Below are 15,301 nucleotides of genomic sequence, written 5' to 3' on the forward strand. Positions count from 1 at the left end.
GGGGCGTAGAATGATGAATCTCGCACAAAGTAAAGAAATGGAAGCTGAAGTTGTGGAAATAGGCAGGTTAAATAACGTGAAAACGGAAGAGAAGCCCTATTATCACAGCGCCAAACGAGTCGTGGACGTGGTTTGCGCATTGGCTGCTCTTATTTTTTTACTCCCGGTGTTTATATTTATCGCCATTATGATGAAGATCAACGAGCCTTCAGGCTCGGTCTTTTTTAAGCAGAAGCGCATTGGCAAGAACGGTGATCTTTTTAATATTATCAAGTTTCGATCCATGGTATTAAATGCGGAAGAGAAGCTGAAGGCCAACAAAGAATTGTACCAAAAGTATATCGACAATAACTATAAGCTGGAGCAGGACGAGGATCCGCGCATCACGAAATTGGGCCGCTTCTTGCGTAAAACGAGCTTAGACGAACTGCCCCAGTTGATTAATGTGCTCAAAGGCGAGATGAGTCTGGTCGGTCCTCGTCCGGTCGTGCGAGAAGAGCTGAAAGAATATGGCGACCGGGCCGTCGACTTCTTATCGGTTAAACCGGGCGTTACCGGTTACTGGCAGGTTAGCGGCCGCAGCGATGTCGGTTATCCCGAACGCGTCGATTTAGAATTGTTCTATGTCTATAACCAGTCTCTATGGTTCGATTTTAAAATTCTCTTCCGCACCGTTATTATCGTCCTTTTAAAGAGGGGCGCTTATTAATCGCCAGATGCGGTCCACTGAAGAAGCATGAAGGTGTGAATGCATGTGAAATTAAAAGCCGTTATGGTCAATGCGGCCTATTTGTTTGCCAGTCATGTTCTAGTACGGCTACTAACGGCTTTCGCCACGATATTGGTTGCCAGGTATTTGAATGTACATGACTACGGGATCCTAAGCCTCGCCCTATCCTACTGTTTAGTCACGGCTTTCTTTACCGAGCTTGGCTTCACGCATACGCTAATTCGCGAGGGGACCAAAAATAAAGCCGATTTGAATGTATTAATGAGCTCTTACTTTAGGGCTAGAGCATTCATTACGCTGCTCACCTTGCTATTTACGATCGTATTGGTGTGGTTTCTTTACGAATCCACGATTCGGGAAGCATTATACTGGGCGACGATCCCTTCCATTATAGGGTCGTTGTTTGTCGGGCTAGGGGTTCAATACTTTCAAGTCACTCAGCAAATGAAATTTTCTGCGCTCATACGCTCCATCACGGGAGGCGTAACGGCATTAGTATTGTTTGTTGGGGTTTATTACGAATTGAGCTTGATCGCCTTGGCGGCCATATACGGGTTCTCGACTGTGCTTGGCGGTATCATTAGCTGCAGTTTCGTGTGGAGAAAAGTAAAGCTTAATGCAGGCTGGGACCGGGCGATTCTTCATGGCGTGGCATCGTTTACGATCACCTCGTTCGTTATCATGATCATGCCTCAAATCGGCCCGCTTGTGCTGGAGCGAATCTCGACGATGACCGAGGTCGGCTACTTTTCCGCCGCATATCGCGTGCCCAGTATTTTGTATCAAATCCCGAGCGTGCTCGCGCTTGCCTTCTATCCGTTGCTATTCAAGCTCGGCAACAGTAAAGATGCCGCTGCCCATAAACGGTTGAACGTGATGCAAATCAAGTTTATGAGCATTACCGGAATGATGATCAGCCTGCCGTTTATTTTGTACCCGGATTGGTGGATTGGCATTCTGCTTGGGGACAAATGGGCGGGCGCGGCGACGATCTTGTCGATCCTGTCGTATATCGTTATTCTGCAATCGATCAATTCTCCGCTATCCGATTCCTTGGCCACTACCGGCCTCCATAAGCGACGCTCGTACTTCTCCCTCGCCATCTTCGCAATCGGGATTTTCACCTACGTGCTGCTAGGTCGGCAATATGGCGCTCTCGGAGGCGGCTATGCCGCATTGACGGTAGAGGCGTTGACGTTGGTTGGTCTTATTATCATCAAGCCGAGCGGCGTAAAGCTATTTTTTGCGGGCGTGTCGCGTACGTTTACCGGTTTCGCGGTTGCTTGGCTAATGGGAATGCTAATTAGCCGGTATACCGGATTGAGTCCGCTGCTTGGCATGATTGTGGTCGAGATCGTGTTCTTCATGCTTGTCCTGGTGTTGGAAAAGGAGCTTCGCGAAGGCATTACCGGCGTAATCGCCAAAAAATTGAAGATTGGCCGCAGCAAACCATTTGTCGAGAATCAAGTGCCGTAGAAGCGGCAACCAAAGTGGTCTGAACGGACCGACATAGATAGATAGGAGTGAACGAGATGAAATTAGTACTTCTTTCGGGCGGATCGGGCAAGAGGTTGTGGCCGCTTTCGAACGATTCCAGGTCTAAACAATTTCTAAAGGTGCTCACAAGTCCCGAAGGACAAGCGGAATCAATGGTGCAGCGGGTATGGCGGCAAATTGAAGGCGCGGGGTTCCAACGGGATTCTTATATCGCAACGAGCAAGGCGCAAGTCGAAATGATGCAGAGCCAGCTTGGCTACAACGTTCCCCTTATCGTAGAGCCGGAACGTCGCGATACCTTCCCGGCCATCGCGTTGGCAGCTACGTACTTGTATTCCATTCAAGGCGTGTCGCTGCAAGAAACGGTGACGATCTTGCCGGTGGATCCCTATGTGGAAGCGCCATTCTTTCAAGCCATTCATCAGTTGGATGAAGTGTTGGGGCAATCTGGCGCGGAGCTTGCGCTGATCGGCGTGAAGCCAACCTATCCTTCGGAGAAATACGGTTATATTATCCCAAAACGCGGCAACGGGACGAACGATCAAGCATTGTTCCAAACGGTCGACCGCTTCCAAGAAAAACCTAGCAAAGAAGTAGCGGCAGCGATGATCGAACAGTCTGCGCTCTGGAATTGCGGGGTTTTTGCGTTCAAGCTGGATTACTTGATCAACAAGCTGATCGAGCTTGGCATGCCGATTCAATACGACGAAATGCTCAAGCAATACGGCAAGCTGCCGAAAATCAGTTTTGACTACGAGGTTGTGGAAAAAGCAGGGAATATTGCCGTTCTGCCATACGACGGAGAATGGCGGGACTTGGGCACCTGGAATACGTTAACGGACGAAATGGACCGACAGCTTCTTGGCAAGGGCATTATTTCGGAGGATTCCGAAAACACGCATTTGATCAATGAGCTCGATATTCCGGTCACGATCCTCGGGTTATCGAACATCGTCGTGGCGACGAGTCCGGATGGCATTCTCGTAAGCGATAAATCGGCCAGCCCGCGAGTGAAGGACATGCTTGGCGGCTTTGATAACCGACCGATGTTCGAGGAGCGTCGCTGGGGCCATTATCGCGTCATCGATTACGTTCGATACGAGCATGGCAATGAGGTCCTGACGAAGCGGATTTGCATCAAGGATGGCTGCAATCTTAGCTACCAATACCATGAGAAGCGCGACGAGGTGTGGACGGTCGTCTCCGGCGAAGGTGAATTCATTCAGGATGAAGAGATTTGCCGAATCAAAGCGGGCGATGTCGTGAAAATTCCGTGCGGCAGCCGGCATAGCCTGAAGGCGCTGACCCAGATGGAAATTATCGAGGTTCAGACCGGATCTGAACTGATCGAGGAAGATATCATTCGGTTGAGTTTCGAGTGGACGGAAATTGTAGCCAAATGCAACTAGCGGGGAGTGGATAGAGTGAGAATAGCAGTCATTGGAACGGGTTATGTAGGGTTAGTATCGGGCGTATGTTTTTCGGATTTGGGCAACCAGGTAGTATGCGTGGACAAAGACGAGCGAAAGGTAGCCATGCTCCGCGCCGGCGAGGTGCCGATTTACGAACCGGGTCTGAAAGAAGTGCTGGTTAAGAACGCCGAGGCGGGAAGGCTTTCGTTCACGACGGATCTAACCGAAGCTGTACAGCAATCGGAAATCATTATTTTGGCGGTCGGGACGCCGTCCCTGCCTAGCGGTGAAGCGGATTTGAGATATATCGAGCAGGCGGCGCGAGACGTGGCGTTGTCCATTAACGAGTACAAGATTATCATGACCAAAAGCACCGTGCCGGTCGGCACAAACCATAAAATCAAACAACTGGTTTCGGATCTTTCGATGAAGCCTTTCGATGTGGTTTCCGTCCCTGAGTTTCTCCGCGAAGGGTCCGCGGTCAAGGATACGTTCAATCCCGATCGTATTGTGATCGGTACGGATGACGCGACGGCGGCAACGAAGATTATCGAGCTTCATCAGCAGCTCACCGATAATATTATCGTGACGGATGTCCGCAGCGCGGAAATGATCAAATATGCATCCAACGCCTTCCTCGCGACCAAAATCTCGTTTATTAACGAGATTGCGAATATTTGCGAGAAAGTGGGCGCGGATGTGACGAAGGTCGCCGAAGGTATGGGATTCGATAAACGGATTGGCTCGTCCTTCTTGAAAGCAGGGATTGGTTACGGAGGTTCTTGCTTCCCAAAAGATACGCAAGCGCTCATCCAAATCGCGGGCAATGTCGACTACGACTTCAAACTGCTGAAGTCCGTCGTGGATGTGAACCGCGACCAGCGCTACAGCGTCATTCATAAGCTAGAGGCGATCTATCCGGATTTGGCTACCCGTAAAGTCGCGGTATGGGGGTTAGCATTCAAGCCGAACACCGATGACATCCGCGATGCGCCGGCAATTGAGATTATTCAAGAGTTGGTGGCCCGCGGCGTGAAAATTAATGCCTATGATCCGATCGCGACGGACAATTTCCGCAAGGTGGTCGAGCACGAAAATATTACGTGGTGCGAAGGGGCAATGGAAGCCGCGGCCGGGGCAGATGCATTGTGTCTCTTGACAGAGTGGCCGGAGTTCGAGAAGACTGACCTGTCCGCACTAAGGGCGACAATGAACAATGCCGTGCTCATCGATGGTCGCAATGTGTTCAGCGAAGAAGAACTGCGCGACAAGTCGTTCATCTATCGCTCCATCGGTCGTCCTAACATGAACACGCATAATGATTTAAGCCCGCTGCCGATCACTTAACGAAGAAGCAAGCGGGTCCCGCTTGCTCATCAAATTTAAGGAGTTTGTAGGAGCAATGGAAACGGAGCTGCAAATGAAACCGGGTTCCTTCTCCGCGGAACTGCAGGTTTTGCTGGCGATGCTGGCGCTCGAGAATAATTCAGATGCCTTAACGGATCTGGCTGTAGATCTGGAAAAGATCGACTGGGACGTATTTTTGGACTTGGCTCGCCACCATCGGGTATACCCGATTCTTCATGCGACCGCAAAAAAACGCAGGCTGGAACAGATTCCGCCGGAGGTTCTGCGCGAGTTAGAAGCGGGTCATGTTCGCAATGTTTTTCAAATGCTTCGAATGGCAGGCGAAATGGAGCGAATTTGCCGGGCGCTAGACGAGGCTCAAATCCGTTCCATTATTCTGAAAGGACCTGTTCTGGCGGAATTGCTATATGGAGATGTCGCCCTGCGGACATGCAAAGATCTAGATATGTTAATCTCCATGGATGACATTGAGCGTGCAGAAGCCATTCTTGCCGAGTTGGGGTATGAGATGGACGAGGGGCAAGAACGCATACTGAACTATCGCAAGTGGAAGGAACATCATGTCTCCTATACCCATCGGAGCACGCAGGTGCAGATCGAGCTGCATTGGAAGCTGCATTCCAACAAAATAAATGAGCCGAGTTTCGATCTGCTATGTGAGCGCAGCGTAGCAAGTCCGTTAACGGCGTACCCGGTCCGCATGCTGGGCAAAGAGGATTTGTTCATGTATTTAAGCACCCATGGAGCACGTCATGGCTGGTTCCGGCTGAGATGGCTGCTTGATATGGATCGGCTGCTCAAAACCGATGTGGAATGGAGCAAATTAACGGAACTGATGGGCAGTTATCACGTGAAACAAATCGGTGGTCAAGCGCTGCTGATGGCAAATGCCTTGTTCCAAACGCCGCTCCCTCCGCAGAGTCGGGACCTCACGCTTAATAAGCATGCCAGGAAAATCGCGGATCAAGCCATGCTCTTTATCGAGAAGAAGGCCAGCTTGTCTCCGATACCGAAAGAACTAGTTCGCTATTATAAGAATTATCTCTTTTCGTTGAGAAGCACGGCGCAACGCGTATCCTTTCTGCTCAGTCAGATGTATCCGAATACGTTGGATGCGCAGACGTTACCTTTGCCGAAAGGCTTTCATTTTTTATATTTTCCGATGAAGCCTTTTCTATGGGTGTTTCGGCAACTGAAAAATTGATGATCTTCTTAATTCGATGTTTATCATCCGCATGCCAAATGGGGCGATTACGCGCCATTTGGCATGCGGATGATTTTTTTTGTTTGGTAAAAAAGCGAGAAACAAAAAAAACGGACGCCCATGTCAGTGAGCCCCCGCTTGCGAGATGAAAAAGGGTTTACTGTCTGATTTCCTGCCAGCTTCCGGGTGTGCCCGAGACGGTGCAGAGCCAACCGGTTACCGTATATTGCGCTCCAAATGGACCAAGAAGACGGAGATTGCGGTTCTCGAGATAGTCGCCGACGTTCCACAAGTAGGCGGGGGGCGTCGAGACGGAGCTGTAAATGCCGTTGTTCACGTTAATCGCCCAATTAAGGTGAGGGAACATGATTTTGGTAATCGTGTTGTCTCTGAAATCGGCTAAGGTGAACGTGCTTGAAGGGCTTAAAGAAATTATGGCGTCAGGAGCGTTAAGTTTTGTAACTCGGGTGTTCAAACCGTTCACGTAAACCGCGATTTTCCCTTTGTTCGGATCGGTGCCCTGTACGATAACGGTTGTGTTGGTCACCTCATGATTATTGCCGCTCAACAAAAGCGCCTGATAGCTAACCGCGGTAGCCGTTAAGTTCTGAATCATAACCCGATTATGGTTGGGATTAACCAAGACCGGTACGAAAGCCGTTACCGTGCCTCCGATAATGTTGATATTGGCATCCAGACTCTTCGTACCGTCACGTACGCCGATACCGATCGCGGTCGGGTTCAAGTTGACGATCGCAGCATCGGTAACATTATGACCGCCGGCCATTCCGTTATAATACTCGAACTTGATGCCGAAGTTGTTATAGCATGTAATTTGCGGACGCACGATTTGGATGCTTCGCGATTTTCCTTTGATGACGATGGCGCCTTCGGTACTGCCCTTATCGGTTTCGATTAGTCCCGTAATGCTGCCGCGGTCCACGGACAGAAATTCAATGCCTTGATCGATAACTTTAGTGAGATTGGCGGATATCGAGATATCCTTGCACTCGCTAAATTGACAGGTCTCCAGAAAGTTACCTTCTTTTGGAGGGTTTGTCCGAAAATAATGCCCGCAATCGACGGAGTTCACCTGGATATCCATATTTCGGCTGCCATTGATGCCGATCACGCCGGACCAAGCATTTTGGCTCGTCACAAATAATTTTCCGTTTTGCAAGCCGTTGCCTCGAACCACCTTCACCATGCCTGTTGGCGTTGCCAAGGAAGGCATATTGCTGGCGGAATCAACCGTAGCGTTAAAATGGTTGCAGTCGTTGAGGACGGCCGTATGGGTCGAGGAGACGTTCCGCGCCAATAGACGAAGGGTGAAGTCTGAGCTTTGGCTGAAGGAAATACCGGATGAAGTGCCGTTGGTGGCACCAATGAAGCCGATATCTATGCTGCCTCCGATACAACGGAAGGCGGCTAGCGTATAAGAGTCGAACGTAAATCCTTTCGCGATCGTTAGCGAATAAGGCGACGTTACTTTTTGGACGCTGGCATTGGTTAACTGAAAGGCTACGGCGCGATCCAAGCGCAATTGTGTGCCGATAATACTTTCGATGCGGGCAAGGATTTTGACGACCGGATAGCGGGGGCCGTTCGTATCAATATAGTCAGAATCCGCAATATTCCCGTTGATTTGGACATAGTCCCCGGCTTTGAATTTGTCGGTTGCCGTCAAAGTCAGCATCATGTCGCCGGGCGTAACAGGGTTGCAGGCCTGGGCGATGCCGAGCGGAGAATCGAATTTCAACGTCCCTTTGCCTTTAATGATAACTTCGCCGTTCGTGGCTAGCGTAACGCTCCTCTTATTGTTGACGATGACATCGCTCTGAAGCAAATACGTACCCGCAGGCACGAAGAGCGTGCCGTATTCGGGCATGGCGTACATTGCTTTTCGCCAAGAAGCCGCGTCATCGGTTATGCCGTCACCTTTGGCGCCATGATCCTTCAGGTTGATGTAGGGAGGGGTGCTTGTCTCTTGTGTTGTAAGTGCCTTGACCCGGTAACCTGGCAGCATGGAACCAGCAAGCATTGTGATTCCAGCCGCGCCGGCGGCTATCAGAAACTCTTTTCGGGTCCACTTTTTATTCTCCTTATCCATACGGAAGCCTCCCAAACAATAATAGCTAATCTAGATGTCAGTTCATCGCCTATAGTAAACATTAACCTTTTATCACTAGTGTAGACGTCTTTGGCTTAGATTAAAATAAGCATTTCGCATTAATCTATATTAAAATCAATCGGCTATATTGGACATTTTACCCAACTTGGACGTTAGGCGTCAGTTATGGACGATTTTGAATGCGGTTTCTAAAAAAAATAGGCATAAATCGTCTCTTGTCAAATCACGGGCTGCGCGTCTCCCCTCATAGGATGGAAAGTGGCTATCATGTTTCGAACAGGGGGAAGTCCATGAGGGTAAAGAATACTGGGCTGGATGGGGTTGTGATTATCGAAATAGATCTCATTCACGATGACCGCGGCTTTTTTAGCGAGACTTATCAGGAGAAAAAATTCAAGAATCTTGGCATAAGCATGAACATTGTACAGGAGAATCATTCCTTCTCAAGAAAGGCGGGCACAATCCGCGGGCTACATTATCAATTGGAGCCGATGGCTCAATCTAAATTGGTAAGAGTGACGGCCGGGGCGATCTATGATGTAGTCGTAGATATTAGGCCGCAATCGCCGTCGTTTGGCAAGTGGGTTTCCGTCATTATTAGCGAGGATAATCATCGTCAGCTGCTGGTGCCGAAAGGGTATGCGCATGGGTTTTGTACGCTGACCACCAATACGCATGTGCTGTACAAGGTCGATCAATTTTACTCTAAAGCCCATGAAAGAGGCATCATTTGGTCCGATCCCTCGCTAGCAATCGACTGGCCAGTCACGGAGCCGGTGTTATCGGATAAGGATAAGCTTCACCCGATGTTGGAGGCAATCGCGAACAACGAAGAAGGCAATGTCAATGGCTAAAGTAGCGGTAACCGGGGCGAACGGCCAGCTGGGCAGAGAGCTGTGCAGACATTTCGCGGAGCAGGGCTATCAGGTGGTCGGATACGGCAAAGAGAAGCTCGATGTAACGGACCGTGATCATACAATCGAGCTCATGGCGCTGGAGCGCTTTGATATTGTCGTACATGCGGGCGCATATACAAAGGTGGATTTGGCGGAGGATGAACGCGAGCAGTCGTTTCTTATCAATGCGTCGGGCACCCGCAATGTCGCGGAAGCCGCGGAGATGATCGGAGCGAAGCTCGTTTATATCAGCACGGACTATGTATTTGATGGTACGGCGGTTTCTCCGAGAGAGGCTGAAGCGCCAACGAATCCGATCAATGTCTATGGTGCTTCTAAACTGGCGGGCGAGCAATTCGTAAGAGAGCTTCATACCAAGTATTTTATTGTAAGGACGGCGTGGGTTTTTGGTCCATTCGGCCAAAATTTTGTAACGACAATGTTGAAGCTGGCCGCGGAGAGAGAGAGTATCGCCGTAGTCAACGATCAAATCGGATGCCCCACCTATACGGTCGATTTAAGCCGGCAAATTGAAAGGCTTATGAACTCGGAGTGTTACGGCATGTATCATGTAACCAATACAGGCTTTTGTTCCTGGTATGAATTTGCGCGGCGTATATTCGAATTGGCCGATATCAAGATCGAGTTGAAGGCGATAAACAGCAGCGAACTGCTGCGAAAAGCGAAGCGTCCCTCCTGTTCGATTCTCTCCAATCGTTCCTTGTTGGAGAACGGATTTCAGCCGTTGCGCCCGTGGGAAGAAGCGCTGGAGGAATTCGTTCGAATGGAAATGGAACGACTTGCTAGATAAAGCAAAATCGTTTAATCTGAGTGTATGATACGTAATGTATCCAGCCGTAAATGTGTAGGCCAACGATAGGTTGGCCTATTCTGTTCCGGTCCGAAAGGAGGATAGACGTGCGTACGCAATGGAAAAAAATCATAATTGGGGTTGCATCGCTGGTAGGCGTCGCATGTGCGGTTTTTGGTTTCGCCGCATGGCATCTCTACCGAGAAGCGGAGCAAACGGCAGCGAAAATGTATTTGGACCCGGATAAACCTATGTACGTCAGCCAAGACCCGCAAGTAATGGCCAAAAAAGCGCAAAACACGTCCGTTTCATCGGAGGGGCCAAAGCCGCTCACTATTCTTCTTCTGGGGGTAGATGAGCGGAATCAAGACCAAGGCCGAACGGATACCATCATGGTGGCAAGCGTGAATCCGGCAAGGAAATCGATGCTTCTCTTCAATATACCGAGAGATACGAGGACGGCTATTATCGGACGCAATAGGACGGACAAAATCAACCATGCTTATGCATACGGAGGCCTGTCATCCTCCATTCAAAGCGTCGAGCATTTCCTGGACTATCCGATCGACTACTACATCAAAGTCAATATGGAGGCCTTTGTCAGAACGATCGATCTTGTCGGAGGCATCGAAATCAGCAATCCATTCGCGTTTACATACAGCGGGCATACATTCGACAAAGGGAATATCGAATTAAACGGCCGCGAGGCTCTTCTGTACTCCCGCATGCGTTTCGAGGATCCGAGAGGCGATCTTGGACGGAACGAACGGCAGCGGGCGATCATCGGGCAGCTGCTGGAGAAGTCAGGGAATATCAAGATATTGACCCAGATCGAGAAGCTGCTGGAAGAGGCAGGAAACAGCGTTCAGACGAATTTAAAGTTTGGCGACATGAGAACCTTGCTGACCGAATACCGAAGCGGAATAAAGAACGTGCAGACGACCGAAATACGCGGAGCCGGGGAGAAACTGGACGGCATATGGTACTACAGGGTTGAAGAAGCTGAACGGAAACGGCTGCACGATTTACTCAAAAACCATCAAAATGGGGCGTAAGGTCTACAGAAATGCAGCTCTAGGGATAAAGGTAAAAAAGTAAGAAAAAAAGTCTAATTTTTTTTTGAAAAAATAGTTACAAAACGTATCACTTGTGATAATATACGATACATAGAGTAACAAATACGCGAGGGGTGCGAAAGATAACCCGAATCTTTCAGGTCTTAAGGATTAGGAGCTAGCTGTACTCCCCCAGGAAATGACGGAGGGCCTTATGAGCATGATCGCAAGTATTGTTCAATTTGACAGCGATCGCGTTTCGCAAGGCGACAGCGAAGCGCTGACCCAAGCGCTGAACAGAAATCCAGCGGATCGCGTGGATCAATGGGAGCAAGGGCGCGCATTCTTGTCCTGTCACCAACAATGGATCACGCCGGAATCCCGCGCGGAGCAGTTGCCGTTCTTCGATGAACGACATGGACTCGCCATTACGGCGGATGCGATCCTGGATAATCGACTGGAGTTATGCCAACGGCTGGGCATGGACCCTGGAATGCTGGATAAGACGACAGACAGCGAGATTATCTTGATGGCCCATCTGAAATGGGGCGAGGATGCGCCGAAGTACCTTGTCGGCGACTTTGCTTATCTCGTTTGGGATTCGGGACATCATACGTTGTTCGGGGCAAGAGATCTGCTTGGGAGCCGGAATCTCTATTATAGTCGGAATAGCCAACGAATCGCCTTCTGCTCGATTATTCTCCCGCTTCTTGCGATGCCTGGTGCGCAGCGCGCATTATCCGAAGTTTGGTTAGCTGACTTCTTGGCTATTCCCTCCATGGTTGACTCCATTGATCCCTCAGCAACCGCTTATCATCATATTAAACAGCTTCCGCCTGGTTACCGGATCAAAGTGACGGGGACCGATGTCCATACAGAATCATTCGGCACGCTGATTCCGGAAGGCGAACTGCGATACCGCAGCGACGAGGATTATCTTGAAGCCTTCAAAGAGGTGTTCGAGGATGCCGTGGTATCCCGCGCTCGATCGTATAGAGGCGTAGGAACCGCGCTCAGCGGAGGTTTGGACTCCACGTCGGTCGCCAGCATTGCCGCCCCGCTGCTGCGGAAACAAGGCAAGAGCTTGCATGGCTACAGTATGGTGCCGGAATTGGGCTTTACGGATTGGACGCCTAAGAACGAAATGGCTGACGAGACTCCCTTTGTGCAAGAGACGATCGATTTCGTCGGCAATATCAGAGAGAATTACTTGACGGCCAGCGGCAAGAGTCCTTGGACGGAAGTCGACGCTTTGTTGGATATCTTCGAATCCCCCTATAAGAACTTCGAGGGGACATTCCGAATTCACGATATCTACCGCCAAGCCGCCCAGGACGACGTAGGGGTATTTCTTACCGGGGCGAGAGGAAACTATACCATTTCGTGGGGCTCGGCAATTGATTTTTATGCGCTGCTGCTTAAACAAATGAAATGGATTCGTTTCTATCGCGAGCTTCATGTCTTTCGCAAACAGACGAAGGTGGGCATGAAGCGCATTTTGCCGGTGATCGGAAGACAGGCGTTCCCTTCCTTACAGCAAGAGGAGGAGGAACCGGAAATGCCTTCTCTGATCCATCCAGCCTTTGCTCGTAGGACGGATGTCCTGGGTCGTTTGAGGGGATATGAGGTTGGGCTTGAGCCGGCTAGAAATAACGTGCTGGAAGAACGTCAACGATATTTTACCAATCTTCCGGTCCTGAATTTGCAAGGCACTTCCGGTGCGAAGCTATCTTCCCGCTATAAAGTATGGGAACGAGATCCGACCGCCGATGCCCGGTTAGTTCGCTTCTGTCTATCCGTACCTTACGAACAGTATGTACGCGGAGGGATAGGGAGATCGCTTATCCGAAGGGCGACCGAAGGGAAGCTGCCTGACCGCGTTCGCCTGAATCAGCGAATTCGGGGCGCGCAAGGGGTCGATTGGGTATATCGCATGCTTCCGCACTGGCCATCTTTTGTCGAGGAAATCCGACAAATCTGCCGGGATGATACGTTCGACGGCATTCTTAATCTCGAAGGTATTCAGCGCGCGATGGAGCGAATCGGCCCAACGCCGAGACCGGAACTTGCAGTGGATCCGCACATGAAGCTGCTTATGCGCAGCGTCATCATATATCGGTTTCTGAAACGGGTTAGTTAATGGGTTAACTCTTGAAAGGAGGTGAAAAAGCATGAAAAAGAACTGGGAAACTCCTGAGCTGGAAGTACTTAACGTAAGCGAAACGCAAGCAGGTTTCGGCCTGACGAAAGTCGACTTCACATACGTGAACGGCAAACTCGTCGACGCGGACATCTATTCCTAAGATCATTCAAGCAGTATGGAAAACTAGCCCTTATACAATACGCGTTGTTGTATAAGGGCTGTTTTCTTATTTTATCGAATCTCGGAAACGAGGAGGGTGAAAATGCTTACGTTAAACAAAACGGCCTATGAAGCGTTCGGGCTAGCCATCAACAGCGAGATCGCCTTTCCGGAGCTCGTTTCCTCGGAAATCATGCCGGAGCAAGCAGATCTTGTCATTAAATACGAAGACTTGACTAGCGAGTGGTTATCGTTGGGTTGTCCAGATAGTCACTATGTCATTAAGGACGACACCGCTTACTATCGGATAGATGGCGTAGCGATTTATCGGGTACAAGCCGGAGAGAGAATCGCTGTTTCTCCTTTAGAAGGCTCAGAGATTGACAAGATCCGTCTCTATCTTCTAGGCACTTGCATGGGAACGATACTGTTCCAGCGCGGATTACTGCCGCTCCACGGCAGCGCGGTTGTCATTAACGGCAAAGCCTACGCGTTCGTCGGCGATTCGGGAGCAGGCAAATCGACGCTTGCGGCGGCTTTTCTCGATCGCGGATTTGAACTGCTTACGGATGATGTCATCGCGGTCCGTTTCGGCGAAGAGGGTCAGCCGGAAGTAGTGCCGGCCTATCCACAGCAGAAGCTGTGGCAAGAGAGCCTCGATCACATGCAAATGGATACTAATGCGTACACGCCGCTTTATCAAGAGGTCAACAAATTCGCAATTCCGGTAAGCGCCAAATTTCACAATCGTTCCGTTCCGCTCGCTGGTATTTTCGAGCTGGTCAAATCGAATGATCACGCATGGTCGATTCGGCCGTTGGGAGGGCTGCAATGTTTGCCGCTTTTATCCCATCATACTTACCGCAGCTTTTTGATCGGCGCGATGCGGCTAGTTGGGTGGCATTTCGAACGCATTACGCACCTGTTGAACCATGCGCGGATATATCGGGTCGAACGGTCGGTTCAAACATTCTCTGCCCCCATGCTGGTGGAGGAAATCGTCAAGATCGCACATAAGGAGGAAGTACGATGAATCAGGCAGTTGCACTGGATCAGGCTTATCAGCAAGTAGAGGGCAACCTCGTAAGCGATATGAATGGCGAGAAGGTCATGCTGAGCATCGCCTCGAGCAAATATTACAATCTCGGCCAAGTCGGCGGGGCGATTTGGGAGAAGCTGCAAAGCCCGGCGACGGTGCATGAAGTGGTCGCGCAATTAACGGAGGAATACGACATCGATCGCGAAGCGTGCGAGCAGCAGGTTGTCCGTTTCCTGGAGAGTTTGTTGAAGGAAGGCTTGGTTAAGGCGGTATAATGACTTCCACGTTCACGAGAGAGGGGTTGAAAAGGGCATGGTGAAGCTCATTCGACTCTTTTTTGCGATGCGTCCGCGGGAGCAGTTGCTCACGTTGGAGGCTTTTGTCTTGTTAGGCTGGGCACGCATTATGAAGAGCAAGCCCTTTCCGCAAGTAGCGCCGAAGCTTGGCCTTCATATGGAAGAGACATCGCGCGAACATCGCAAGGAAGACGAGCCGGTGATTCGCAGCATTTCCCGGGTCATAGGCAAAGTAAGCCGCCACACGCCATGGGAGAGCATGTGCATGGTCAAAGCGATGGCCGCCATGAAAATGCTGGAGCGCAGAAAGCTCGAAAGTACGCTTTACATGGGGACTTCCCGTGACAAGGAAGGCAAGCTCATTGCCCACGCTTGGTTGCGGACCGGACCGTATGTCATTACGGGCGCCGAAGAAGCGCCGGCTTTTACGGTTGTCAGCAAGTTCGCGAAGGTGCTTGTCCAAGATCAGGCCCAACCGTCGCGCAGTTTGGCGAAAGAATAGTTGAGATGGCAAGTTTGTTTTTAATTACAGATGAATTTGCGCATCTAGCAGCAACATA

Annotated in this window: 14 protein-coding genes; 13 read left to right on the forward strand and 1 reads right to left on the reverse strand. The window is 50.2% G+C overall.

The window, feature by feature from the left end; translation table 11 throughout:
* Positions 1–10 precede the first annotated feature (10 nt).
* The 5 genes from BCM02_RS28990 to BCM02_RS29010 all read left to right on the forward strand — a co-directional run bounded on the left by BCM02_RS28990 (position 11) and on the right by BCM02_RS29010 (position 6,211).
* Complete coding sequence (locus tag BCM02_RS28990; protein WP_425466211.1) at positions 11–709, forward strand: sugar transferase; 699 nt, start codon at positions 11–13, stop codon at positions 707–709.
* Between the two features lie 63 nt (positions 710–772).
* Positions 773–2,206 (forward strand): oligosaccharide flippase family protein, encoded by a 1,434-nt coding sequence (locus tag BCM02_RS28995; protein WP_246183604.1) that lies wholly within the window; start codon positions 773–775, stop codon positions 2,204–2,206.
* Between the two features lie 56 nt (positions 2,207–2,262).
* Positions 2,263–3,636: a sugar phosphate nucleotidyltransferase gene (locus tag BCM02_RS29000; RefSeq protein WP_148932630.1), complete on the forward strand. Its 1,374-nt coding sequence runs from the start codon at positions 2,263–2,265 to the stop codon at positions 3,634–3,636.
* Positions 3,637–3,651: 15 nt separating this feature from the next.
* On the forward strand, positions 3,652–4,986 hold the full coding sequence (locus tag BCM02_RS29005; protein ID WP_148932631.1) for a UDP-glucose dehydrogenase family protein: 1,335 nt from the start codon (positions 3,652–3,654) through the stop codon (positions 4,984–4,986).
* Between the two features lie 55 nt (positions 4,987–5,041).
* Positions 5,042–6,211, forward strand: a complete 1,170-nt coding sequence (locus BCM02_RS29010) for a nucleotidyltransferase domain-containing protein (RefSeq protein ID WP_148932632.1) — start codon at positions 5,042–5,044, stop codon at positions 6,209–6,211.
* A gap of 157 nt (positions 6,212–6,368) precedes the next feature.
* Here BCM02_RS29010 and BCM02_RS29015 read toward each other — a convergent pair whose 3' ends face one another.
* Entirely contained in the window at positions 6,369–8,321 is a 1,953-nt protein-coding gene (locus BCM02_RS29015; RefSeq protein WP_148932633.1) for a glycosyl hydrolase family 28-related protein, read from the reverse strand.
* A 311-nt stretch (positions 8,322–8,632) separates the two neighbouring features.
* Between BCM02_RS29015 and rfbC the strand changes: the two genes are divergently transcribed.
* The 8 genes from rfbC (at position 8,633) to BCM02_RS29055 (ending at position 15,243) form a co-directional block, all read left to right on the forward strand.
* Positions 8,633–9,196, forward strand: coding sequence for a dTDP-4-dehydrorhamnose 3,5-epimerase (gene rfbC / locus BCM02_RS29020; RefSeq protein WP_148932634.1), 564 nt, complete (start codon positions 8,633–8,635; stop codon positions 9,194–9,196).
* Complete coding sequence (gene rfbD, locus BCM02_RS29025) at positions 9,189–10,049, forward strand: dTDP-4-dehydrorhamnose reductase (protein ID WP_342791374.1); 861 nt, start codon at positions 9,189–9,191, stop codon at positions 10,047–10,049. The genes rfbC and rfbD overlap by 8 nt, the downstream gene beginning before the upstream one ends.
* A 107-nt stretch (positions 10,050–10,156) precedes the next feature.
* On the forward strand, positions 10,157–11,104 hold the full coding sequence (locus tag BCM02_RS29030; RefSeq protein WP_246183601.1) for an LCP family glycopolymer transferase: 948 nt from the start codon (positions 10,157–10,159) through the stop codon (positions 11,102–11,104).
* A gap of 220 nt (positions 11,105–11,324) precedes the next feature.
* Entirely contained in the window at positions 11,325–13,244 is a 1,920-nt protein-coding gene (locus tag BCM02_RS29035) for an asparagine synthase-related protein (protein WP_187434463.1), read from the forward strand.
* A 31-nt stretch (positions 13,245–13,275) separates the two neighbouring features.
* Positions 13,276–13,407 (forward strand): paeninodin family lasso peptide, encoded by a 132-nt coding sequence (locus BCM02_RS29040; protein WP_148932638.1) that lies wholly within the window; start codon positions 13,276–13,278, stop codon positions 13,405–13,407.
* 102 nt (positions 13,408–13,509) lie between these two features.
* Entirely contained in the window at positions 13,510–14,439 is a 930-nt protein-coding gene (locus BCM02_RS29045; RefSeq protein WP_148932639.1) for a phosphoenolpyruvate carboxykinase (ATP), read from the forward strand.
* The gene (locus tag BCM02_RS29050) at positions 14,436–14,720 is read left to right on the forward strand and encodes a lasso peptide biosynthesis PqqD family chaperone (RefSeq protein ID WP_148932640.1); all 285 of its coding nucleotides are present in this window, start codon (positions 14,436–14,438) and stop codon (positions 14,718–14,720) included. Before BCM02_RS29045 ends, BCM02_RS29050 begins: the two co-directional genes overlap by 4 nt.
* 37 nt (positions 14,721–14,757) lie before the next feature.
* Positions 14,758–15,243 (forward strand): lasso peptide biosynthesis B2 protein, encoded by a 486-nt coding sequence (locus BCM02_RS29055; protein ID WP_148932641.1) that lies wholly within the window; start codon positions 14,758–14,760, stop codon positions 15,241–15,243.
* Positions 15,244–15,301: the final 58 nt, after the last annotated feature.

It is taken from the genome of Paenibacillus methanolicus (genome assembly GCF_008124765.1).
Lineage (GTDB): Bacteria > Bacillota > Bacilli > Paenibacillales > Paenibacillaceae > Paenibacillus_Z > Paenibacillus_Z methanolicus.